We start from the raw sequence: 21,929 nt of genomic DNA, 5'->3' as shown, positions 1-21,929 counted from the left end.
GTGAGTCTCCTGTCAAAGGTAAACTCACAGAAACCATCTTACACCGAGTTACTGACACCCTCCCTGACCGGCAGCATCGGCTCCGAGCTGATGATGAGCTTTACCGTGATGGGCGACGCCGTGAATCTCGCCTCGCGGCTGGAGGCCGTCAACAAGGTCTACGGCACCCGCATCCTGGTCTCGCAGGCGACTGCGGACGCGATTGGATCTCGCCTCGAATTGCGCGAGATCGACCGTCTTGCGGTCGTGGGCCAAAGCGCGCCGCAGGCGATCTTCGAGGTGATGGCGCGACCGGGCGCACTCACTGATGCGCAAGTCAGCCTGCGCACGCACTATGTCGAAGGTCTTGCCGCGTATCGTGCCCGGCGCTTCGACGACGCTCGTGCTGCCTTCAACGCGGCGCTCGAGGCGGTCCCCGGCGACGGTCCCTCGCGCACGATGCTCGGCCGCATCGCGCAGTTCGCAGCCAATCCGCCGGATGCCGCTTGGGACGGCACCTGGCGGCTCGAGCAGAAATAGGCTGTCGCGGAAAAATTGATGCTACCCCATAACGATGTTCGCTGTGACCTATTTCCCGGATTTAGGTTAGCTGTCCTTGTGGCGTTTGACGGGGACACGCCGATGACAGAACTTCAGGACAGGTTGGAACGGTTCGAGACGCTCACCGCCGAATGCGAACTAATCGCCAAGCTCGCCACCGACAGCACCAAGCGCGAGTTCTATCTGAAGCTCGGGGAGCAGTACCGCCAGCTGGCGGTGGATATTCGGCAGGCGATCGCGACCACGGCTGCGGCCTGAGGCCGGCTGAAATCCGTTCTTAACATTTAGCGCGCATTCTCGCAGCATGCGGGCATCGCTGATCGGCGGTGGCTCGTGGTGGGAAGGCCGGGGTTCGTTGCAATGCAGCGCACCTCGCGAGTGTCATCGTGCCATGCCTGACAGGGCAAGTCCCTTGCGCCTCGTTGCCGTGATCATATGCGCGCTCATGACGGCGGCCTGCGACCAGGAGCGGGACATCACCGGCTCGACGACGTCGACCTGTCCGATACGAAACTACAGCTACAATCCACGCGACATGAACCAGTGCGTCAACGCCTGCAGATCGTGCGATCGCGGCACCACGGTCACCTGCACGACCTCCTGCACCCTCAAGGGGGCTCGCTGAGCAAATTGCCTTCTGCCTGCAAGGGCTCGCAACCGCGCATCCCCCATCGCCCCCGCCGTCTCCACCTGATAGGGTCGATCGGAGCAGGGGGACATCGGATGAAATTCGCAAGCTTTGAAATCGACAACGCCGGAGGTCTCGTGGGAACGGCGAGCAACGCGCAGGCTTCCAGCGAACGTGGCGTTGACGGTGCCGAGGCACCGGAACGATTTACATAGGATAGTCATTGGAAGCAGTGGGCAGGACGCGGAGTCCGATGGAATGGGTATGCTCGATCCCGGCCGGTTCCTGGTGTCGTGCTCGCATTGCGATGCCTGGCCGATGGCCGCCAACGTGAAGCGTTCAAGCTGGTCGGCATCCCCGCATGAGGTCCGTTTCGTCTGCACGCGCTGCCGGCGCGAAGAGACCGCGATCGTCTCGGCCTCTGGCGAGCTGATGCCGATCAAGCGCCTCGACGTTCCGCCGCGCGATGTCGCTGTCGCCTGGGCTCAGGCCCAGCGCCCGCGAGGACGAACGTAGGCGGCGCAGGGCATTGTTCGATTCGCTTTGAAGCCGGCCCACCGGTCGATTGACTCCCGGCCTGGGCGCCCCGTAGATTGGCCGCCGACGGTTCTCCCCATGGAGATCAAAAGGGAATGTGGTGCGAGATGTCCCAAGGCCGGGATCTTCTCAATGCCATGGCTGCCCCCGCAACTGTAAGCGGTGAATCTCTCGTCCTATGCCACTGGGAATCTCGGTCCTGGGAAGGCGACGCAGAGGTAACGACCCGCGAGCCAGGAGACCTGCCGTCAGCCGTGGTCACACGCGAAGATGTCGGTCGGGGAGTACAGACACTAGCTTCACCGGAGCAATCGATCGCTCCGCCGTAAAGCCTCGTTCGCTGTGACGTGCCACTGACGTCATGCCGAGGTTACAATTGTGTCCCGTATTGTCACTGCCGCCAGGCGCCGCTGCGCCGGCATCGTTGCGGCCGTTTCGCTGTATTCGCTCGATCCCTCCATCGCCCACGCCCAGCAGTCCGTCGCCGAGCAGCTGCCACCGGTTGAAGTGACCAGATCCGACGATCAGAACCGTACGCGTGCCAGGGCGATCGGCGATGGCGAGGCGGGGCGGCGCCGAACGGCGCCGGACGGGGCGCCGAGTGGGACCGGCTCGTCCGGCTCGGGCAATGAGGCCGCCGCCGGCAATGGCGGTATCGTCGGCGCGGCCACGACCGTCATCACGGCCGCGGACATCGCTCATGCGCCGTCGCAGACGCTGGCCGAGATCATCGCGACGCAAGTGCCGGGCGCCCAGATCACGACGTTCTATGGCGGCCCGATCGGTGCCAAGACCAGTGTCGACCTGCGCGGCTTCGGTGCCTTCGCCACGGCCAACACGCTGGTGCTGGTCAACGGACGACGGCTGAACGACATCGATATGGCCCAGGTGGACCTCTCCACCATCCCGCTCAATGCCATCGAGCGCATCGAGATCACGCGCGGCAATTCCGGTGCGGTGCTGTATGGTGACAATGCGGTTGGCGGCGTCATCAACATCGTCACCAAGAATGGCGTGGGCGGCCCGCCCGTGACAGCGCGCATCGAGGCCGGTTTCGGCTCATTCAATACCAGGCTCGGCAACGTCTCGGCCGCGATCAATTCCGGTCCGTGGTCGACCTCGTTCTACGGCAATGCCGTCAGGACCGACGGCTATCGCGACAACAATCGCTATTCGCAGGAGAACGGCGTCGCCAATCTGAACTACACGACGCCGGGCTTGACCGCCTTCCTGACCGTCACCGCTGACAATCAGGAGTTGCGACTGCCGGGCGGCCGCACCGTCGATCCCTCCATCGGCGTCGACGAGCTCGCGACCAACCGGCGAGGGACCAGCACGCCCTTCAACTACGCCAATCAGCAGGGTTTTGGCGCGACCGCGGGCTTCACGAAAACCCTTGTCAACGGCGTCGATCTCATCGTCGACGGCGGCGTGCGCGACAAGAAGCAGCAGAGCGCATTTTTCTCGAGCCCGGCGCCGGTTCTGGCTTTCTTCACGTCGACCTATGTCGATGCTGACCTTACGACATGGTCGATTACGCCGCGGCTCAGCGTGAAGAGCCTGCTCTTCGGAATGCCCTCGCAAGTGCTGACCGGCGTCGACTACTACGATGCGAGCTTTCAGCAGAACCGCGGCGCCGGCCAGGGTCTCGCTCCCTGGCACAATTACGATCTCAGGCAGCGGACGGTTGCGGGCTATATCCAGCACACACTCGGCGTCGCGCCAACGACCGATATCTCCTACGGCGTCCGGGTGCAGAACACCAATCTCTCGGCACGTGACAATTTCGACCCGGCCGCTCCGTTCAACGCCGACATCGGCGCGCTCCCGCTCAGGACCGACGAGACGCAATATGCGCTACACCTCGGTGCGGAGCATCGTCTCAATGACACCGTCGCGCTGTTCGGCCGCGTTGCGCGCGCCTTCCGCACGCCTGATGTCGACGAGCGGGTGTCGTCAGGCCCTTCATTCGACCCGTTCTTCAGTCCGCTCCCGCAAACGTTCCAGCTCAAGACCCAGACGTCGCAGGATATCGAGGGCGGGCTGCGCATCAGAGGAGGCGGACTGCAGATGCAGAGCAGCCTCTATCTGATGGACCTCGCCAACGAGATCCATTTCAATCCGATCCTGTTCTACAACACCAATCTGGATCCGACCCGCCGCTACGGTTCGGAGACCAGTGTCTCCTATCGCATCAACGACGCCCTGCTGGTGCGTTCCGGCATGGCCTATACACGGGCCGTCTTCCGCGAAGGCGTCTGGGCGGGCAACGACGTGCCGCTGGTGTCGCGCTACACCGCGAGTGCGGGCCTCACCTGGAACATCTGGCAGAACTATCTGGTGCTGGACGCCACCGCGCGCTTCTGGAGCGAGCGTCGCATGGACAACGACCAGGCCGGAACCCAGAAGCCGATTCCCGCCAACGGCACGATCGACCTCAAGCTCAGCGGCCAATATGAGCGCTACTTCTGGTCGCTCAGCGTCAGCAATGTGCTCAACGCGCTTTACTACGACTACGGCGTCGCAAGCACCTTCACGGACGGTCGCTTCAGCGCCTATCCGCTGCCCGGTCGTTCCTATCTGCTCAAGGCCGGCGCCACGTTTTGATTTCAATGGGGCTGTCACAGGCCCCCAAATGGACTAGAACTCGAAGAGAAGGAGATCACTTATGGCTCTCGACATGCTGCCGTCCGACGGCGACGATTCCCGCCTCAATCCGGTGACGCCGCGTCTCGCGCCGATGTTCGGCTTCGCGCTGCTGACGGTTTCATGCGCGCTCGCAAGTTTTGCGTTCGCCTGTGCGACGCCGTTCGCGGCCTTCGCCGTCGTCGCGGCTGCGATGCTGCCGCTGCGTCCGGCGCTGCTCGTCGTCACCGGCGCCTGGCTCGTGAACCAGAGCATCGGTTTCGGCGCACTGCACTATCCCATCGATGGCAGCACCATCGCCTGGGGTTTCGTCATCGGCGCGGCTGCGCTGCTGGCGACGGCGGCGGCGGCGGCCGTGCTCCGCAGGCTGCCGCAGGGCCGCACGCCGCTGATGCTGGCGCTCACGCTCGTCGCCGCCTATGCGGCCTACGAGCTCGCGCTGCTCGCCGCAACGCCGTTCCTGGGCGGAGAGGCCGCCTTCACCGCCGCCATCGTCACGCGCATCGGGCTGACCAATGTCGCCTGGCTCGCCGGCCTGGTCGCCGTCTGCGAGGTCGTGCGCCTGTTCGATCCGTTCGGGCGCAAGGGCGTGATGTCGGCCTGAGCAGTCCTCTCGTGGCTCGGATGGAGCACAGCGAAATCCGGGACAACTCGTTCCGTAGCGCGTCATTTACGCTTACGCTCCATCCGGGTTGCGTCGCCGCGCCTGTGTCGCCCTTCTGTCAATCCGTCAGCGCGAAAATATTCCACTTTACCGAAATTCGGATTTGTCGTATGTGTCGCCCATCCCGGCTCATCCTTGAGGGGCGATCATGAGGTCGTCATTGTCGCGAGCCGGGCTTGCGGTGGACGCGGCAGCGTCGTGCACGAGAGTCAGGGCAGGGCGGATTGCTCTCCGTGAGCCCGAAGCTGCGTGCGGACGAGCGGCGCTGTCAGGTTCGTCTCGCCTGTAAGTTTCCGGCTCCGTCGACAGGGCTGGGAAAACTGCGGCGAAATGGCGGGCCGCGCGTACGGCAAAACCGTGTGGTCCTGGCCGTCGTTGCTACGGTCAAGCTCTTGCGGAGGCGGCAGTCGCGTCAACCGGCGCGATTGCCGGTGAATTTCGCGGGAGTGAGGGAGGCCAGAACGAACTCGGCTCCCGGGAGAGCGCGGCATAAGCCGTCCGACCATCGCGCAGGGAAGGCCGAGTGATTGGCTACACCTGTATGCTGCTGTGCGGTTCTTCCTGCGTGTGCATTTCGCGCAGCGGACCGCGGGTGCCGGCCGGCACCCGGTCTTCCCTGCGCTCTCTTGGCTCGAGAGGGTGAGCGACGAAGCAAAGCTCGGGCGAATTCAGCCGCGAGACCGCGAAGCCGTGTCTGCCATTTGAAATGCGTGTTGGAAGAGCGGCGATGCCGCCCCTTGCTCCGACATTGCGAGCGCAGCGACTTGTCCGCCGAAGCCTTCGGCGAAGGCGGAAGCAAACCAGAATCTTTCCTCAGCGACAGCCTGGATTGCTTCATCGCAAGAGCTCCTCGCAATGACGATGTCGACAGAGCCGGCGCGATACTCAGCTCTCGTGCCCCGGACGCAGGGCAGCGTCCCTTCGACGGCGCGCTGCAGAGCCGGGGCCTATGCTGTTGTGTCGCATACCGTGTGGCCGCGGCAGATTGGCTGCCTATTCCCAAGTCGACTCAGCCGCCAGGATGCGTTGTTCTCGCTGGCGGAAATGGGCGCACTGCATCCGTCGCAAAATCTGAAGTTGCCAGATGGCCCCCTTAGTGGAGGTATCAAAGTAGTCTTGTCCGTGTCTTCCACGCCACGATTGTTGTGCCTCCGCAACACTCACGCCGGATTTAACCCTCATCAGCGGCGGTTCGCATCGTCGCCGCTTTTTGGCCACACCCGAACATGAATAAAATCACTCTAGTGTTTTAAGGGCAGTGGCGGTCTTCGAAGGCGACGAGAAAATCCCAAGGTCGATTCAAATCTTGGCTCTGATTTTTCGGGTCTGAAAGGGTTGGCCGGGGAAACTGGTTGCGATGGTCGCAAAGATTGACAAGCAGAGGCTGCCGAGCCGTCACGTGACGGAAGGCCCTGCGCGTGCGCCCCATCGGTCCTATTTCTACGCCATGGGTCTGACCACCGATCAGATCCACCAGCCTTTCGTCGGTGTCGCCTCCTGCTGGAACGAGGCCGCTCCCTGCAACATCGCGCTGATGCGCCAGGCCCAGGCGGTGAAGAAGGGCGTGGCGTCGGCCGGCGGCACGCCGCGCGAATTCTGCACCATCACCGTCACCGATGGCATCGCCATGGGCCATGACGGCATGCGCTCCTCGCTGCCGTCGCGGGAATGCATCGCCGACTCGGTCGAGCTGACGGTGCGCGGTCACGCCTATGACGCGCTGGTCGGCCTTGCTGGCTGCGACAAGTCGCTGCCGGGCATGATGATGGCGATGGTCCGCCTCAACGTGCCCTCGATCTTCATCTATGGCGGCTCGATCCTGCCCGGCAATTTCCGCGGGCAGCAGGTCACCGTGCAGGACATGTTCGAGGCGGTCGGCAAGCACTCGGTCGGCGCCATGTCGGACGAGGACCTCGACGAGATCGAGCGTGTGGCCTGTCCGTCGGCGGGCGCTTGCGGCGCGCAGTTCACCGCCAACACCATGGCGACCGTCTCCGAGGCGATCGGCCTCGCTTTGCCGTACTCGGCCGGTGCCCCGGCACCCTACGAAATTCGCGACGCGTTCTGCATGACCGCGGGCGAGAAGGTGATGGACCTGATCGCCCAGAACATCCGGCCGCGCGATATCGTCACCCGCAAGGCGCTGGAGAATGCGGCTGCCGTGGTTGCGGCCTCCGGTGGCTCGACCAATGCTGCGCTGCACCTGCCGGCGATCGCGCACGAGGTCGGCATCAAGTTCGACCTGTTCGACGTCGCTGAAATCTTCAAAAAGACACCTTATGTCGCGGATTTGAAGCCAGGCGGCCGTTATGTCGCCAAAGACATGTTTGAAGTAGGTGGCATACCGCTTCTGATGAAGACGCTGCTCGACAATGGCTTCCTGCACGGTGATTGCCTTACCGTCACGGGCCGCACGATCGCCGAAAACCTCAAGAGCGTGAAATGGAATCCGCACCAGGACGTGGTGCACCCGGCAGACAAGCCCATCACCGTGACAGGCGGTGTGGTCGGTCTGAAGGGCAATTTGGCGCCAGAAGGTGCGATCGTGAAAGTCGCGGGAATGTCCAACCTCAGGTTTACCGGTCCGGCCAGGTGCTTCGACCGTGAGGAGGATGCGTTCGAGGCGGTCCAGAACCGCACCTACCGCGAAGGCGAAGTCATCGTGATCCGCTACGAGGGGCCGAAGGGCGGCCCCGGCATGCGGGAAATGCTCCAGACCACAGCTGCGCTGACCGGCCAGGGCATGGGCGGCAAGATCGCGCTCATCACCGACGGCCGCTTCTCCGGCGCCACCCGCGGCTTCTGCATCGGCCATGTCGGGCCGGAGGCGGCGGTCGGCGGCCCGATCGGGCTGCTCGAGGACGGCGACATCATCGAGATCGACGCGGTCGCCGGTACCCTTAACGTAAAATTGAGCGACGCCGAGCTCGCCCAGCGCAAAACCAAATGGAGCGCGCGCGCGACTAACCATACGTCGGGTGTGCTCTGGAAATATGCTCAGCAGGTCGGACCGGCGGTCGGTGGGGCGGTAACCCATCCAGGCGGCGCGCACGAGAAACAGTGCTATGCGGACATCTAGGCGTGCCATAGTTGCGTTTGTGTTGGGGGCGGCTGCGCTGGCCGCGCCGGCGCTCGCCTTCGACGGCGCGCCGGTCAACCCCAAGGACGCGGCCATCCCGGTCGTAACCACCTTGCCCAGCGCCGCAGGCGCGGTGCGCACCAAGGTTCCGCCGGCAGTCGCACCCCAGGAAACCTCGCTCAGCGCGCTGCAATATGCTGCCGAGGGTGGCCACCCCATCGCGCAGTGGAAGCTCGGCCGCATGTACGCCAACGGCGACGGCGTCGCCCAGGACGATTTGCGTGCGTTCGAATATTTCAGCCGGATCGCCAACGCGCATGCCGAGGACAGCCCGTCGGCGCCGCAGGCGCAGATCGTGGCCAACGCCTTCGTCGCGCTCGGCCGCTATTATCTGAGCGGCATCCCGAACTCGAAGATCAAGTCGGACCCGGAGCGGGCACGGGAGATGTTCTCCTATGCGGCCTCCTATTTCGGCAACGCCGACGCGCAATACGATCTCGCGCGGCTGTACCTGAAGACCCCGGACGCCTCGCGCGAGGATTTCCGCTATGGCGCGCGCTGGCTCGGCCTCGCCGCGCAGAAGGGCCAGCACCAGGCGCAGGCGCTGCTCGGCCAGATGCTGTTCAACGGCGACCGCCTGCCGCGCCAGGCCGCGCGCGGCTTGATGTGGCTGACCCTGGCGCGCGACAGCGCCGGCGCCGAGGAGACCTGGATCAAGGAAAGCTACAACCGCGCCTTCGCCAAGGCCTCCGACGACGACCGCGCCATGTGCCTGCAGATGCTGGAGCAGTGGGTGCAGGGCCGCCGGGACTAGGTGAGGTCCCGTAGGATGGGCAAAGGCGCCTTGGCGCCGTGCCCACCGCCCGATCGGCGCTCACGCTGCGTCGAGATCCAGATCCGCCCACACCGGGACGTGGTCCGACGGCTTCTCCCAGCCGCGCACATAGCTGTCGATGCCGACATTGGCGAGCCGGTCGCTGGCCTGCGGCGACAGCAGCAGGTGGTCGATGCGCAGGCCCTGGTTCTTCTGCCAGGCCCCGGCTTGGTAGTCCCAGAAGGTGTAGAGCCCGGGCTCATCGGTGACGGCGCGCAAGGCGTCGGTCAGGCCAAGGCCGAGCAGGGACTGGAAGCTTTCGCGCGTCTCCGTCTTGAACAGGGCGTCCTCGGTCCAGGCGGCCGGATTGTGCACGTCGCGGGCGTGCGGGATGACGTTGAAATCGCCCGCGAGGATCAGCGGCTCCTCAGCCTTGAGGCGCTCCTTCGAATATTCAAGAAGCCGGGACATCCATTTGAGCTTGTAGGGATATTTGTCGCTCCCGACCGGGTTGCCATTGGGCAGATAAAGGCAGGCGATGCGCAGCACTCCGCGCTTGAGCGTGACCACGCCCTCGAGGAAGCGGGCATGCGTATCCTCGTCGTCGCCGGCAAGCCCCGACTTGGTCTCGTCGAATCGCAGCTTCGAGAGCAGGGCGACGCCGTTGAACGTCTTCTGCCCATGGGTGACGACGTTGTAGCCCAGCGCCTCGATCTCCAGCCGCGGAAAGGCCTCGTCGACGCATTTGATCTCCTGGAGGCAGACGATGTCGGGCTGGCACTCCTTCAGCCAGGTCAGCAGGAGATCGATCCGCTGCCGGACCGAGTTCACGTTCCAGGTGGCTACTCTGATGGACATGGGGAGGGGCTCCGGGCGGGGCCATGGTTAGAACAAACTGCAAACGCGCCCGTCAAGGACGCCGCAAAATCTCCCACAAAATTAACCTGGTCTAAGCAGGCGGCGGGCCATTGATCGTCGAAAGGTTCCGCGGATGGGTTGGCCGGACAAGTCGATGAAGCGAACTGAGCCGCGTGACGGCCTGATCGGCGCATTCCTGTATTGGCTCGGCGGCTTCGAGATCGAGGACGGCCTGACGGCCGATCTCAGCGAGCGCGAGATCCGCCGCATCCGCGCCAAGCAGATCGACGCTGTGACGCGGCTGATGCCGGTGACGATGGCGGTGACGATGCTGAACGTCGCCATCGTGCTGATCCTGTTCTGGGGCAGGGGCTGGAACGACTTCCTCGCGATCTGGGGCCTGACGCTCGCTGTCACCGCCTCACTCGCGGTGCGCTCCTGGCAGCGGTCGCATCAGAACCCGCCGCAAGAGGCTTCGCCCCGCGCGGCGCGCCAGATGCTGCGGCAGGCATTCTTCCTCGCCGCGATCTGGGGCACGCTGCCGCTCGCGCTGTTCAGCCGCATCGAGCCGACCAGTCAGCTCATCCTGGCCTGCCTGATGGTCGGCATGATGTCGGGCGGCGCCTTCACGCTCTCGACCTTTCCGCGTGCGGGCCTCATCTATCTCGCGACCATGACCGTCGCCTGCGCCGGCGCGCTGCTGCTGTGCGGGACCGGGCCCTATCTCGTGACCTCGGTGTTCCTGCTGCTGTTCGCATTCTTCATGGCGCGCAACATCGTCTCGCAGGGCAATCTGTTCCTCGGCAATCTCAAGGCCCAGCTCGAGCTCGAGCGCCAGACCGAGATCATCTCGCTGCTGCTGAAGGACTTTCAGGAGAACGCCAGCGACTGGCTGTGGCAGACCGACGCCGACGGGCATCTGATCGACGTGCCCCAACGCTTCGCGGACGTAGCGCAGCTGCCGCTTCCGCTGCTGAAGGGATCGCATTTCGCCGACGTGCTCGACATGCTCTGCCCGGAGGACAAGAGTGCAGCCTACAACGTTGTCGGCCTGATGGAGCAGAACGAGCCCTTGCACGAGATGAACCTCAAGGTCGTTGCCGGCGGCGAGGCGCGGCTGTGGTCGCTGACGGCGAAGCCCGCCTATGACCGCGAGGGACATTTCCTCGGCTATCGCGGCTTCGGGCGCGACGTGACCGAGCGCTGGCGCGCGGAAAAGGCCGAGGCCGAGAGCCGCGCCAAGTCGGACTTCCTCGCGGTGATGAGCCACGAGATCCGCACGCCTATGAACGGCGTGCTCGGGCTTGCCAGCATGCTGCTCGAAACCCAGCTCGATGCGGAGCAGCGCGAAGCCGTCACCACGATCCGCGACTCCGGCGACAATCTCCAGCGCATCCTCAACGACATTCTCGACTTGTCCAAGCTCGAGGCCGGGCGCTTCACCTTCGAGGTGATCGACTTCGCCCCGCAGGCGCTGGTCGAGGCGGTCGCGACCGTCATTCGCGCGAGCGCCAAAAACAGGGGGTTGACGGTCAAGGTCGAACTCGATCCGAACCTGCCGCCGACCCTGCGCGGCGACGTCGCACGCATCCGCCAGGTGCTGCTCAACCTCGCGTCCAATGCGGTGAAGTTCACCGACCAAGGCGAGGTGACGATTTCGGTCACCTGCCAGGCGCGACGCGATCTGCTGGCGACCGTCGAATGGACGGTGACCGACAGCGGCATCGGCATCGCCCCCGAAAAGCTCGGCCAGCTCTTCAGCGACTTCGCGCAAGCCGATGCCTCGATCAGCCGTCGCTTCGGCGGCACCGGCCTCGGCCTTGCGATCTCACGGCGCATCATCGAGCAGATGGGCGGCACCATCGGAGTCACCTCGACGCCGGGCCAAGGCTCGACCTTCCGTTTCACGCTGGTGCTGCCCTGGAGCCAGGCGCAGACGTCCGATCAGGCAGGCGGCCGCGACGAGGCCGACGATCTCAAAGCCCGCATTGCCGGCCTCGACCGGCCGCTGAAGGTGCTGGTCGCGGAGGACGATGCCGTCAACCGCATGGTCGTGAGCAAGATGTTGGGATCCTTCGACGTCGAGCTGCGCGTCGTCGCCGACGGCGCCGAGGCCGTCGCGGCGGCATCCGAGGGCAATTACGACGTCGTGCTGATGGACGTGCGCATGCCCGACATGGATGGACTTGCGGCCACCCGCACGATCCGCGCGCAAGGCGGACGCCTCGAAGCCTTGCCGATCATCGCGCTCACCGCCAATGCCTTCCCCGAGGACATCAAGGTCTGCCGCGAGGCCGGTATGTCGGACAGAGCTGGCCCCGGTTGTTTGGACAGCGCCCCGCTGGATTTAAGTGGATTCCTGCCGGGTTATGCTGAACGCGGGGCTTTACGATTTTGTCGTTGCGTCGGGAGGGCGTAGCCCGACCAGAGCGACGACAAAATCGTCGGCGACGGTCATGCGGCCATCACCATAGCTTGCGTGCCGAAGTAAGCCTCGTCGGGCGTGCGCCCGTCAAGGCTCGAGTGAGGGCGTCCCTGATTGTAGAAGGCCAGATACTTGGCAATTGACGCTCGCGCCTCGGACACGCTGTCGTAGGCGCGGAGATAAACTTCTTCGTATTTGACCGTGCGCCAGAGCCGCTCGACAAACACGTTGTCGCGCCAGGCGCCCTTGCCATCCATGCTGATGGCGATCTTCGCGTCCAGCAGCACATCGGTGAACTCGAGGCTGGTGAACTGGCTGCCCTGGTCCGTGTTGAAAATCGCGGGCCTGCCGTGCTTCGCCAACGCCTCCTGGACCGCTTCGACGCAGAAGGCCGCCTCCATTGTGATCGAGACGCGATGGGCCAGGACCCGTCGGCTGAACACATCGACGACCGCCGCGAGATAGACGAAGCCACGCCGCATCGGAATGTAGGTGATGTCCATTGCCCACGCATGGTCGGGCCGCTCGATCTTCAATCCGCGCAACAGGTACGGGTAGATCTTGTGACCCGGAGCCGGCTTGCTCGTGTTCGGGCGACGATAGACCGCCTCGATCCCCATGCGCTTCATCAGCGTCGCGATGTGGCGGCGACCGGCGTATACCCCCTCCCGCCGCAGCAACGATCGCAGCATACGCGCTCCCGCGAAGGGATAATCGAGATGCAGCTCATCGAGCCGACGCATCAAGGCAAGGTCCTCGGCCGAAACTGGCCGAGGTTCATAGTAGACCGTGCTGCGAGCCAGCTTCAGGACCTTCGCCTGGCGCACGATAGAAAGATCATGACCGCGGTCGATCATCGCTTTGCGCTCAGCAGGCCCGCCTTGGTGAGCGCGCCGGACAAAAAATCGTTTTCCAACGCCAGCTCGCCGATCTTGGCATGCAACGCCTTCAAATCGACCGGCGTCTCGGCCGATGTCTTGTCATGCCCAAACACGCCGGCGGCGCCTTCCAGGAGCTGGTTTTTCCAGATCGTGATCTGGTTCGGATGAACATCAAACAGTTGCGCCAGCTCCGCCAGTGTCTTGTCTCCTTTGACCGCAGCCAAAGCAACCTTCGCCTTGAATGCCGGAGAATGCGTCCGGCGGCTCTTCTTCGTCATCTTCGCTCCTGATTCGCAGCAAGAATCCTCGCCGCTGTCAGGCAGAAAATCCACTCAAGCTACTGTCCGAATTTGCGGGGCCAGCTCTGACTTCCTCGCCAAGCCGCTGCGCAAGCCAGCGCTGGTCGCGGCACTCCTGCGTGCGCTGAACGGCCATGTCATGTCGGAGGACGCACCGCTCCAGCCGGACCTGACGCCGGTCGAGGTGGAGTGGACGGAGGAGGAAAGGCAGATAACGGGCGCGTAGCCGGTCAGACCGAGAAGCTGGTCCCGCAGCCGCAGGACGCTGTGGCATTGGGATTGTTGACGCGGAACGAGGCGCCGATCAGATCGTCGACGAAATCGACCTGCGATCCCGCCAGGAAGGGCTGGGAGGCGGAATCGACCAGCACCACCGCATTGTCCTGCTCGATCACGAGATCGTCGTCGGTGCGGGCACGGTCGATGTCGAACTTGTACTGGAAGCCGGAGCAGCCGCCGCCCTCGACGGAGATGCGCAGCATCGCGCCAGAACCTTCGCCCTTGAGGATCTCCCCAATCCGGCGTGCGGCCCGGTCGCTGATGGTCACGGCAGTCGTCATCGTTCGTCTCCGATAGTCCCGCAGTCATACCCAATTCATTTGGTATCCCGCGCCCGACATAGTTAAGTGCCACCATACGCAGAATCAAATGGATAGGGACTAAATTCGCCGTGTCCGTCGGAATGGCAGCCCCCCGCGCGCCCTATGCCTGCGATCCCGATCGCAGCCGTGGCCGGCTGGTCGCCGAACCCCCGAGCCGAACCCGCAGCCCGTTCCGGCGGGATTGCGATCGGGTGATCCATTCCACCGCCTTCCGCCGCCTGAAGTACAAAACCCAGGTGTTCGTGTTCCATGAAGGCGACCATTACCGCACCCGGCTGACCCATTCGCTGGAGGTGGCGCAGATCGCCCGCGCGCTGGCCCGGCAGCTCGGGCTGGATGAGGACCTCACTGAAACCCTCGCGCTCGCCCACGATCTCGGTCATCCGCCGTTCGGGCATGCCGGCGAACGGGCCCTAGACGCCTGCCTGAAGGAATTCGGCGGCTTCGACCACAACGCCCAGACGCTCCGCGTCGTCGCTTCGCTCGAGCACCGCTATCCCGAGTTCGACGGGCTCAACCTGACCTGGGAATCGCTGGAGGGCATCGTCAAGCACAACGGTCCGCTGACCGACCGCAGCGGCGCTCCGGTCGGGCGCTATCGCGAGCACGGCATTCCCGTCGGCATCGCCGACTACATCAAGACCTACGACCTCGAACTGTGGAGCTTCGCCTCACTGGAGGCGCAGGTCGCCGCGATCGCCGACGACATCGCCTATGACGCGCACGACATCGACGACGGCCTGCGCGCCGGCCTGTTTCACCTCGACGATCTCAAGGTGATGCCGCTGACCGCGGAGATCATCGCCGGGATCGCTGCGCATTATCCCGACCTTGAAGACGTCCGGCGCGGCGCCGAACTGGTGCGCGAGCTGATCTCGCACCTGATCGGGGCGGTGTTTGCGGAGGCACAGAAGAACCTCGCCGCCACCAAGCCGCAATCGGCTCAGGAGGTGCGCCAGCAGAGCCGGGCGCTGATCGCGTTCCCCACCGAGGTCGCGGAGGAAGAGGCCGCCATCAAGGCCTTCCTGTACCAGCACATGTACCGCCACAAGCGGGTGATGCGGGTGATGGGCGAGGCGGAGCGGATCCTGTTCGACCTGTTCGCAAAATACCTGAAATCCCCCGGCGAGCTGCCGCCGGAATGGCTGCTGGGGGCGGAGGCGGACGACGAGGGCGACCGCGCCCGGCGGATCGGCAATTTCATAGCCGGAATGACGGATCGCTTCGCACTGACCGAGCACCAGCGGCTCTTTGACTCGACCCCGGATTTGCGTTAGGCGGCGGCCATGCCCCAGACATCCTCATCCCTGCATCTGTTCGCCGACGTGCTTGCGCGCGTGCACGCTGCCTGCCGCGCGCTTGCGGCGGACGCCGGCTGGCCGGAGGGCATCGATTTCTCGCGCGTGGTGGTCGAGCCGCCGCGCGATGCCTCCCATGGCGACATGGCGACCAACGCTGCCATGGTGCTTGCGAAAGAGGCAAAGGCAAAGCCGCGCGACCTCGCCGAGCAGATCGCGGAGCGGCTGCGCGCCGACGCGCTGATTGCCAAGGTCGACGTCGCCGGTCCCGGCTTCATCAATCTGACCTTGAAGCCCGCCGCCTGGGCCGAGGCGCTGCGGACGGTGCTGCGCGATGGTCCCGATTACGGCCGCGTCCGCGGCGGCTCCAAGGTCAATGTCGAATACGTCTCGGCCAACCCGACCGGGCCGATGCATGTCGGCCATTGCCGCGGGGCGGTGTTCGGCGACGCGCTGGCGAGCCTGCTTCAGTTCGCAGGCCACGACGTCACGCGCGAATATTACATCAACGACGCTGGCGCCCAGGTCGACGTGCTGGCCCGCTCCGCGTTCCTCAGGTACCGCGAGGCGCTCGGCGAGGACATCGGCGCGATCCCGGAAGGGCTCTATCCCGGCGATTACCTGAAGCCGGTGGGGGCGGCGCTTGCGAAAGAGCATGGCGACAAGCTCCTTGCGGTGAGCGAGGCCGAGTGGCTGCCGACGGTGCGGGCCAAGGCGATCGCGATGATGATGGACGAGATCAAGGACGATCTCGCCGCCCTCAACATCCGTCATGACGTGTTCTTCTCCGAGCGCTCGCTGATCGAGGCGGGTAACAACAAGGTCGCCGAGACCATCGATTTCCTGCGCGCCAAGGGCGACATCTACGAAGGTCGCCTGCCGCCGCCGAAGGGCGCACCGGTCGAGGATTGGGAAGACCGCGAGCAGCTGCTGTTCAAGGCGACCGCCTACGGCGACGACGTCGATCGTCCCCTGATCAAGTCGGACAATTCCTACACCTACTTTGCCTCCGACATCGCCTACCACAAGAACAAGTTCGACCGCGGCTTCGCCGAAATGATCGACGTCTGGGGCGCCGACCATGGCGGCTACATCAAGCGCATGCAGGCGGCGGTAAAGGCGACCACCTCCGGAAAGGGTGCGCTCGACGTCAAGATCGTTCAGCTCGTGAAGCTCTTGCGCAACGGCGAGCCGGTTAAAATGTCGAAGCGAAGCGGGGACTTCGTCACCTTGCGTGAGGTGGTGGATGAGGTCGGTCAGGACGCCGTCCGCTTCATGATGCTCTACCGGAAGAACGACGCGGTGCTCGACTTCGACCTCGCCAAGGTCATGGAACAGTCGCGCGACAATCCGGTGTTCTACGTCCAGTACGGTCACGCCCGCGGCCACTCGATCTTCCGCAACGCGCGCGCCGAGGTGTTTCCGGAACTGCCCGAGGATACCGGCCAACGGATCGCCTGGCTCAGTGAGTCGGCCGTGGAGCGGCTGTCGGACCCGGTCGAACTCGATCTTCTCAAGCGCCTCGCAATTTATCCGCGCATGCTCGAGGCCGCCGCCGCGGCCCACGAGCCGCATCGAATTGCCTTTTATCTCTATGAGTTAGCGAGCGAATTTCACGCACTTTGGACGAAGGGGCGTGATTTGCCCTATTTACGCTTCATTATCAATAATGATGCAGATCTTACAAAGGCGCGACTGGCCATGGTCCAGGGCGTCGTCTCGGTCCTGGCATCGGGCCTCGCCATCCTCGGCGTCCATGCCCCGGACGAGATGCGGTAGTTTGGGGCGAACTACTTAAGGGGAACTCGGGGGGTAACCGGCAGAAGCCGGATCGCTTAGACTTGGTTGAAAGCCTTGTGGGTCGAAAGCCGCGCCTTGGTCGAGGGGCGCGCGGCTTTCCCGAAGGGACGCATCATTACGATGGCCGAACGATATCAGGACAGACCGTTTCCTTCCGATGACTATGGTCGCGGTGGCGATCAGCATGGGAAGGCGGAAAATGATCCCTTGGCCGAGCTCGCCCGTCTGATCGGACAAACCGATCCGTTTGCAGCGCAGGGCCGGCCGACCGCGCGCCCGCCGGCAGCGCCGGCCCGGAGCAGTCGTCCGGACGATTATCGCCAGAACGATGATCAACAGGACGATGATCAACAGGATTACACCGAGCAAGCCCCGCCGCCGCCCGGGCCGCCCTCATGGATGCGACGCGCCAACGTGCAGCCGGCGCCCGCGCCAGAGCCCGACTATCCCGTCTCCGTCAGCCCGGTTCATCCGTTGCATCGCTATTCGGCCAAGCCTGCCAGGCCTGAGCCTGATATTCATCAGGCTCAGGCCTATCAGGATGGTCCTTATCAGGATCAGGCATATCAAGGTCAGGCCTACCAGCAGCACGGCCAGGCTTACCAGGATCAGACCGAGCCGGAGCCGTACGCGCAGCCCGATCCGTCGCGCTACGACGACGCGCTCTACGGCCGGCTGGAGACAGGCGAGCAGGACTATCAGCGCGATCCCGCATATCCGGACGATCCTTACGCGTTCCAAAGCGACTACCCCGACGACGCCGAAATCGAAGAGCCGAAGAAGCAGCGCGGCGGCATGATGACGGTCGCGGCGATCCTCGCGCTCGCCGTGGTCGGCACCGGTGCGGCCTTCGCCTACAAGACCTATATCGGCTCGCCCCGCAGCGGCGAGCCGCCGATCATCAAGGCCGACAACACGCCGACCAAGATCGTGCCGGCGCCGACGGACTCCTCGGCCAAGGTGCCGGACCGCATGGCCAGCGGTGATGGCACAGAAAAGATCGTGCCGCGCGAGGAGGCGCCCGTCGACGTCAACGCCAAGGCGGGCGGTCCCCGTGTCGTGTTCCCGCCACTGAACCAGAATGCGAACCCGCCGTCGGTGGCCAGCGTCTCGCCATCCTCGGTTCCGCCGCCAAGCACGGGGGTCCCGAGCAATGGGACGTTGCCGAGCAATTCGCCGCGCCCGATCCGGACCGTCGCCGTAAAGGGCGACCAGACCGACAGCGCTGCGCCGCAATCGGCCGCCGCCAAGCCGACGATCGCCGCGCCCAAGCCTGTTGCCGCGCCCTCTGCGACGGTGGCGCCGCACAATTCGCCAACCTCGGCAAATGCCAGCCTCAACCAGCCCCTTTCGCTCTCGCCGCAGTCGGGACCGACGGCCGAGCCTGCGCACCGGATGGCTGCCACCAACCCGACGCAAATCGCCCCCGCCAGCAACGGTGGCGGCTACATCGTGCAGGTGTCTTCGCAGCAAAGCGAAGACAGCGCCGCGGCGTCCTACCGAGTGCTTCAGAGCAAGTACGGCAGCGTGCTCGGCTCCCGTTCGCCGGTGATCAAGCGGGTCGATCTGACCGACAAGGGCAAGGGGATCGTCTATCGCGCCTTCGCCGGTCCCTACGCTTCGGCCGAGGAGGCGACGCAGGCCTGCAACAGCCTGAAGGCTGCCGGCCTGCCGTCCTGCTTCATCCAGAGGAATTAACGGCCGTTTCCTTGACCCCCTCGCGGGGCAGGGTTAATCGGCCGTTATGAGCACGCGGGCCTTCATTACCGGCGTATCCGGAACGGAACTGACCGCCGCCGAGCGGGAGTTTATCCGTGCCGAACGCCCATGGGGCTTCATCCTCTTCAAGCGCAACGTCGCGACACCGGCCCAAGTTACTGCATTGGTTGCGGAATTGCGGGCAGCTGCCAATGCTCCGGATGCTCCGGTCCTGATCGATCAGGAGGGCGGACGGGTGCAGCGGCTGGGCCCGCCGCACTGGCCGGTCTATCCGCCGGGCGCCGTATTCGCGACCTTATACGACACTGATTCGGCGCTTGGGCTCACCGCGGCGCGCCTCAGCGCCCGCCTGATCGCAGCCGATCTCGCTGATCTCGGCATCACCGTGGATTGCCTGCCGCTGGCCGATGTGCCCGTGCCGGGTGCCGACGCCGTCATCGGGAACCGGGCCTATGGCACTCATCCGGGCAAGGTCGCGGCGATTGCCCGTGCGGTCACCGAGGGCCTGGAGCAGGGCGGTGTCCTGCCGGTTCTAAAGCACATTCCCGGTCATGGCCGTGCCACCGCCGATACTCATTTCAAGCTGCCGACGGTCGACACGCCGCGGGACGAGCTGGAGCGGACCGATTTCGCCGCGTTCAAGTCACTCGCGGATCTGCCGATGGCCATGACTGCACATGTTGTGTTTAGCGCGGTCGACCCCGCCCATCCGGCGACGACATCTGCGACAATGATTGCTGACGTGATTCGCGGCGCAATCGGGTTCCAGGGTTTGTTAATGAGTGATGACGTGTCGATGAACGCGCTGTCGGGGAATATCGCCGAGCGGACCCGCGCCATCTTCGCGGCCGGCTGCGACGTTGCCCTGCATTGCAACGGCAACATCGAGGAGATGCGCGACGTCGCCAGCCGGACACCTGAATTGTCGGGCAGGGCATTGGAGCGGGCGAAAGCCGCGCTCGCCGCACGCAAGCCGCCGCAGCCATTCGACCGGGCGGCCGCGCGCGCGGAGTTGGACGCATTGATCGCACGGGCAAACACGGCATCGGCATGACCGCAGAAATCCTATCGTTCGAAACCGGGCGGCCCGCAGAGCTCGCCGAGGGTGAGCCGGCGTTGGTGGTGGACGTCGAGGGCTATGAGGGCCCGCTCGACCTCTTGCTCGCATTGGCGCGGCAGCAGAAGGTCGACCTCGCCAAGATTTCGATCCTGGCGCTGGCCGACCAGTACCTCCACTTCATCGAGGCCGCGCGGAAGATCCGGCTCGAGCTCGCCGCCGACTACCTCGTCATGGCGGCCTGGCTTGCCTTTCTGAAGTCGCGCCTGCTACTGCCGGAGCCGCCGAGTGCGGAAGGCCCGAGCGCGGAGCAGATGGCGACGGCGCTCGCCAACCGCCTGCGCCGGCTGGAAGCCATACGCGAAGCCGCCAACCGGCTCATGAACAGGCCGCAATTGCAGCGCGACATCTTCCCGCGCGGCGAGCCCGAGCAGATCGCCGAGATCAAGCATCCGAAATATACCGCGACGCTGTACGACCTGCTCACCGCCTATGCCGCACAGCGCCAGTCGCGCGTGCTGGCGAGCGTGCATCTGGCCAAGCGCACGGTGTGGTCGCTCGCCGAGGCGCGTGCCACGCTGGAGCGGCTGGTCGGCAGCCTCAACGAACAGGACGACTGGGGCGTGCTCGACGATTTTCTGATCCGGCATGTCGCCGATCCGACGCAGCGGGCAACGGTGTTCGCCTCGAGCTTTGCCGCCGCGCTCGAGTTGGTGCGCGAAGGTCAGCTCGAGCTGAACCAGAAAGAGGCGTTTGCGCCGATCTATTTCCGGAAGGGGCGCCCAAAACCGGTCCCGGACGCAGCTCCTGCGCCCGACGCGCCGGTCGCTTAAGTGCAAGAAGGAGAATCTGCCATGGCAAGCCTGGCTGAAGTGCGGGTAGAAGAGGCCGAGCCGATGGAGAACGAATCCCAGGCACGTCCCGAAGAATTGCGGCTGCTTGAAGCGCTGCTGTTCGCATCGAGTGAACCGCTGGATACCGCGACGCTGGCCAAGCGCATGCCCGAGGGCGTGGACGTGAAGTCCGCGCTTGAGCAGCTCCAGGCGGATTATGCCTCGCGCGGCGTCAACCTCGTGCGTGTCGCCAACAAGTGGACATTCCGCACGGCCGGCGACCTCGCCTGGCTGATGACGCGGGAGACCACCGAGACCCGCCGCCTGTCGCGTGCGGCGATCGAGGTGCTGGCAATCATCGCCTATCACCAGCCCGTGACACGTGCCGAGATCGAGGAGATCCGCGGTGTCGTGACATCAAAGGGCACGCTCGACGTGCTGCTGGAGACCGGCTGGATCAAGCCGCGTGGCCGTCGCAAGACGCCGGGCCGTCCCTTGACCTTCGGAACCACCGAGGAATTCCTGTCGCAGTTCACCCTGGAACAACTGGGTGACCTGCCGGGTCTCGAAGAGCTGAAGGGCACTGGCCTGCTGGATTCGCGCCTGCCAACCGGATTTAGCGTGCCGACGCCGTCCGACGACCCGGCTCTGCGCGAGGACGAGGATCCGCTGGAACCGGGCGAGGACCTCGATCTCGCGCTGGCGCCTGCGGTTGAGCCCGAGACGCCGGAAGGCGGCAATGAGGGCGGCAGCGAAGGCGGCACCGAGGCGTGATGCCCGTCCGCCTACGGGCCCTGCGACCAGTTAACACTAGCAAGATTGCGTAGTGCCGACAGCGAATTGGCGCTGCCTTGGTCCTTGTTTTTGAGACCTGCCAAGCCTAGGTTTCGGTGAAGATCGGCCGGGTCCCCGGCCATGCGCGTTTGGAGGGTTGCAGGATGGGTTCACTCAGCATTTGGCACTGGATCTTGGTGATCGCAGTGGTCCTGCTGCTGTTCGGCCGCGGCAAGATTTCGGATCTGATGGGCGACGTGGCGCAGGGCATCAAGGCCTTCAAGAAGGGCATGCAGGACGACGACAAGCCCGCCGAGAAGCCCGAGCCGGCCAAGTCGATCGAGCACAATGGTGCGCCGACCGCCGCACGGTCCGACGTCGGCAGCAAGGCCGTCTGAGCCAGAGAGCACGCGAGACACGGGTAGCGGCCCCGATCCTGCGCGCGAGGATTGGGCCGGCTCCGGCTGGCGTGAAC

General features: G+C 64.7%; 18 protein-coding genes, 1 pseudogene and 1 riboswitch. Of the genes and pseudogenes, 16 read left to right on the top strand and 3 right to left on the bottom strand.

Annotated elements, in window-relative coordinates; genetic code table 11:
• Window positions 1-63 precede the first annotated feature (63 nt).
• The 8 genes and pseudogenes from ABIA42_RS15265 to ABIA42_RS15230 form a co-directional block, all read left to right on the top strand.
• A pseudogene (locus ABIA42_RS15265) lies at window positions 64-519 on the top strand (adenylate/guanylate cyclase domain-containing protein); the annotation flags it as partial.
• Between the two features lie 102 nt (window positions 520-621).
• Complete coding sequence (locus ABIA42_RS15260; protein ID WP_271528204.1) at window positions 622-798, top strand: hypothetical protein; 177 nt, start codon at window positions 622-624, stop codon at window positions 796-798.
• Window positions 799-931: 133 nt separating this feature from the next.
• Entirely contained in the window at window positions 932-1,165 is a 234-nt protein-coding gene (locus ABIA42_RS15255) for a hypothetical protein (RefSeq protein ID WP_370112651.1), read from the top strand.
• Between the two features lie 261 nt (window positions 1,166-1,426).
• Window positions 1,427-1,684, top strand: a complete 258-nt coding sequence (locus ABIA42_RS15250) for a hypothetical protein (RefSeq protein ID WP_271528206.1) — start codon at window positions 1,427-1,429, stop codon at window positions 1,682-1,684.
• A gap of 71 nt (window positions 1,685-1,755) precedes the next feature.
• Window positions 1,756-1,970, top strand: a riboswitch (cobalamin riboswitch).
• A 113-nt stretch (window positions 1,971-2,083) separates the two neighbouring features.
• Window positions 2,084-4,312 (top strand): TonB-dependent receptor, encoded by a 2,229-nt coding sequence (locus tag ABIA42_RS15245; RefSeq protein ID WP_370112653.1) that lies wholly within the window; start codon window positions 2,084-2,086, stop codon window positions 4,310-4,312.
• Between the two features lie 61 nt (window positions 4,313-4,373).
• Window positions 4,374-4,955, top strand: a complete 582-nt coding sequence (locus ABIA42_RS15240; protein ID WP_370112655.1) for a hypothetical protein — start codon at window positions 4,374-4,376, stop codon at window positions 4,953-4,955.
• A gap of 1,417 nt (window positions 4,956-6,372) precedes the next feature.
• Entirely contained in the window at window positions 6,373-8,094 is a 1,722-nt protein-coding gene (gene ilvD / locus ABIA42_RS15235) for a dihydroxy-acid dehydratase (RefSeq protein WP_028182308.1), read from the top strand.
• Window positions 8,081-8,908, top strand: coding sequence for a tetratricopeptide repeat protein (locus ABIA42_RS15230; protein WP_370112658.1), 828 nt, complete (start codon window positions 8,081-8,083; stop codon window positions 8,906-8,908). The genes ilvD and ABIA42_RS15230 overlap by 14 nt, the downstream gene beginning before the upstream one ends.
• 60 nt (window positions 8,909-8,968) lie before the next feature.
• Here ABIA42_RS15230 and xth read toward each other — a convergent pair whose 3' ends face one another.
• Window positions 8,969-9,766 (bottom strand): exodeoxyribonuclease III, encoded by a 798-nt coding sequence (gene xth, locus ABIA42_RS15225; RefSeq protein WP_035679920.1) that lies wholly within the window; start codon window positions 9,764-9,766, stop codon window positions 8,969-8,971.
• 133 nt (window positions 9,767-9,899) lie between these two features.
• Here xth and ABIA42_RS15220 point away from each other — a divergent pair, with 133 nt between their 5' ends.
• The gene (locus ABIA42_RS15220) at window positions 9,900-12,185 is read left to right on the top strand and encodes an ATP-binding protein (RefSeq protein WP_370112660.1); all 2,286 of its coding nucleotides are present in this window, start codon (window positions 9,900-9,902) and stop codon (window positions 12,183-12,185) included.
• A gap of 35 nt (window positions 12,186-12,220) precedes the next feature.
• Here ABIA42_RS15220 and ABIA42_RS15215 read toward each other — a convergent pair.
• Together ABIA42_RS15215 and erpA are read right to left on the bottom strand one after the other, a co-directional pair.
• Window positions 12,221-13,350, bottom strand: a protein-coding gene (locus ABIA42_RS15215; protein WP_109866565.1) for an IS3-like element ISRj2 family transposase whose coding sequence is annotated in 2 segments (ribosomal slippage) — window positions 12,221-13,098 and window positions 13,098-13,350 — 1,131 coding nt in all. Because the reading frame shifts where the segments join, the coding sequence is not laid out codon by codon here.
• 251 nt (window positions 13,351-13,601) lie between these two features.
• Entirely contained in the window at window positions 13,602-13,931 is a 330-nt protein-coding gene (gene erpA / locus ABIA42_RS15210; protein WP_024342679.1) for an iron-sulfur cluster insertion protein ErpA, read from the bottom strand.
• 122 nt (window positions 13,932-14,053) lie between these two features.
• On the opposite strand from erpA, the gene ABIA42_RS15205 reads away from it, so the two are divergent.
• The 7 genes from ABIA42_RS15205 to ABIA42_RS15175 all read left to right on the top strand — a co-directional run bounded on the left by ABIA42_RS15205 (window position 14,054) and on the right by ABIA42_RS15175 (window position 21,852).
• Entirely contained in the window at window positions 14,054-15,250 is a 1,197-nt protein-coding gene (locus ABIA42_RS15205) for a deoxyguanosinetriphosphate triphosphohydrolase (RefSeq protein WP_271528212.1), read from the top strand.
• Window positions 15,251-15,259: 9 nt separating this feature from the next.
• Window positions 15,260-17,050, top strand: a complete 1,791-nt coding sequence (argS, locus tag ABIA42_RS15200) for an arginine--tRNA ligase (protein ID WP_370112663.1) — start codon at window positions 15,260-15,262, stop codon at window positions 17,048-17,050.
• 141 nt (window positions 17,051-17,191) lie between these two features.
• Window positions 17,192-18,769: an SPOR domain-containing protein gene (locus ABIA42_RS15195; RefSeq protein WP_370112665.1), complete on the top strand. Its 1,578-nt coding sequence runs from the start codon at window positions 17,192-17,194 to the stop codon at window positions 18,767-18,769.
• Between the two features lie 46 nt (window positions 18,770-18,815).
• Window positions 18,816-19,844: a beta-N-acetylhexosaminidase gene (gene nagZ, locus ABIA42_RS15190; protein WP_370112667.1), complete on the top strand. Its 1,029-nt coding sequence runs from the start codon at window positions 18,816-18,818 to the stop codon at window positions 19,842-19,844.
• Window positions 19,841-20,680, top strand: a complete 840-nt coding sequence (locus tag ABIA42_RS15185) for a ScpA family protein (protein ID WP_028179491.1) — start codon at window positions 19,841-19,843, stop codon at window positions 20,678-20,680. Before nagZ ends, ABIA42_RS15185 begins: the two co-directional genes overlap by 4 nt.
• Before the next feature lie 21 nt (window positions 20,681-20,701).
• Window positions 20,702-21,454, top strand: coding sequence for an SMC-Scp complex subunit ScpB (scpB, locus tag ABIA42_RS15180; RefSeq protein WP_271528217.1), 753 nt, complete (start codon window positions 20,702-20,704; stop codon window positions 21,452-21,454).
• Between the two features lie 164 nt (window positions 21,455-21,618).
• Entirely contained in the window at window positions 21,619-21,852 is a 234-nt protein-coding gene (locus ABIA42_RS15175; RefSeq protein WP_018317874.1) for a twin-arginine translocase TatA/TatE family subunit, read from the top strand.
• Window positions 21,853-21,929: the final 77 nt, after the last annotated feature.

It is taken from the genome of Bradyrhizobium sp. USDA 327 (assembly GCF_041262065.1).
Classification (GTDB): Bacteria; Pseudomonadota; Alphaproteobacteria; order Rhizobiales; family Xanthobacteraceae; genus Bradyrhizobium; species Bradyrhizobium liaoningense.
The sequence above is the reverse complement of the archived record's forward strand: the minus strand, read 5'-3'. Positions and strand labels throughout refer to the sequence as shown.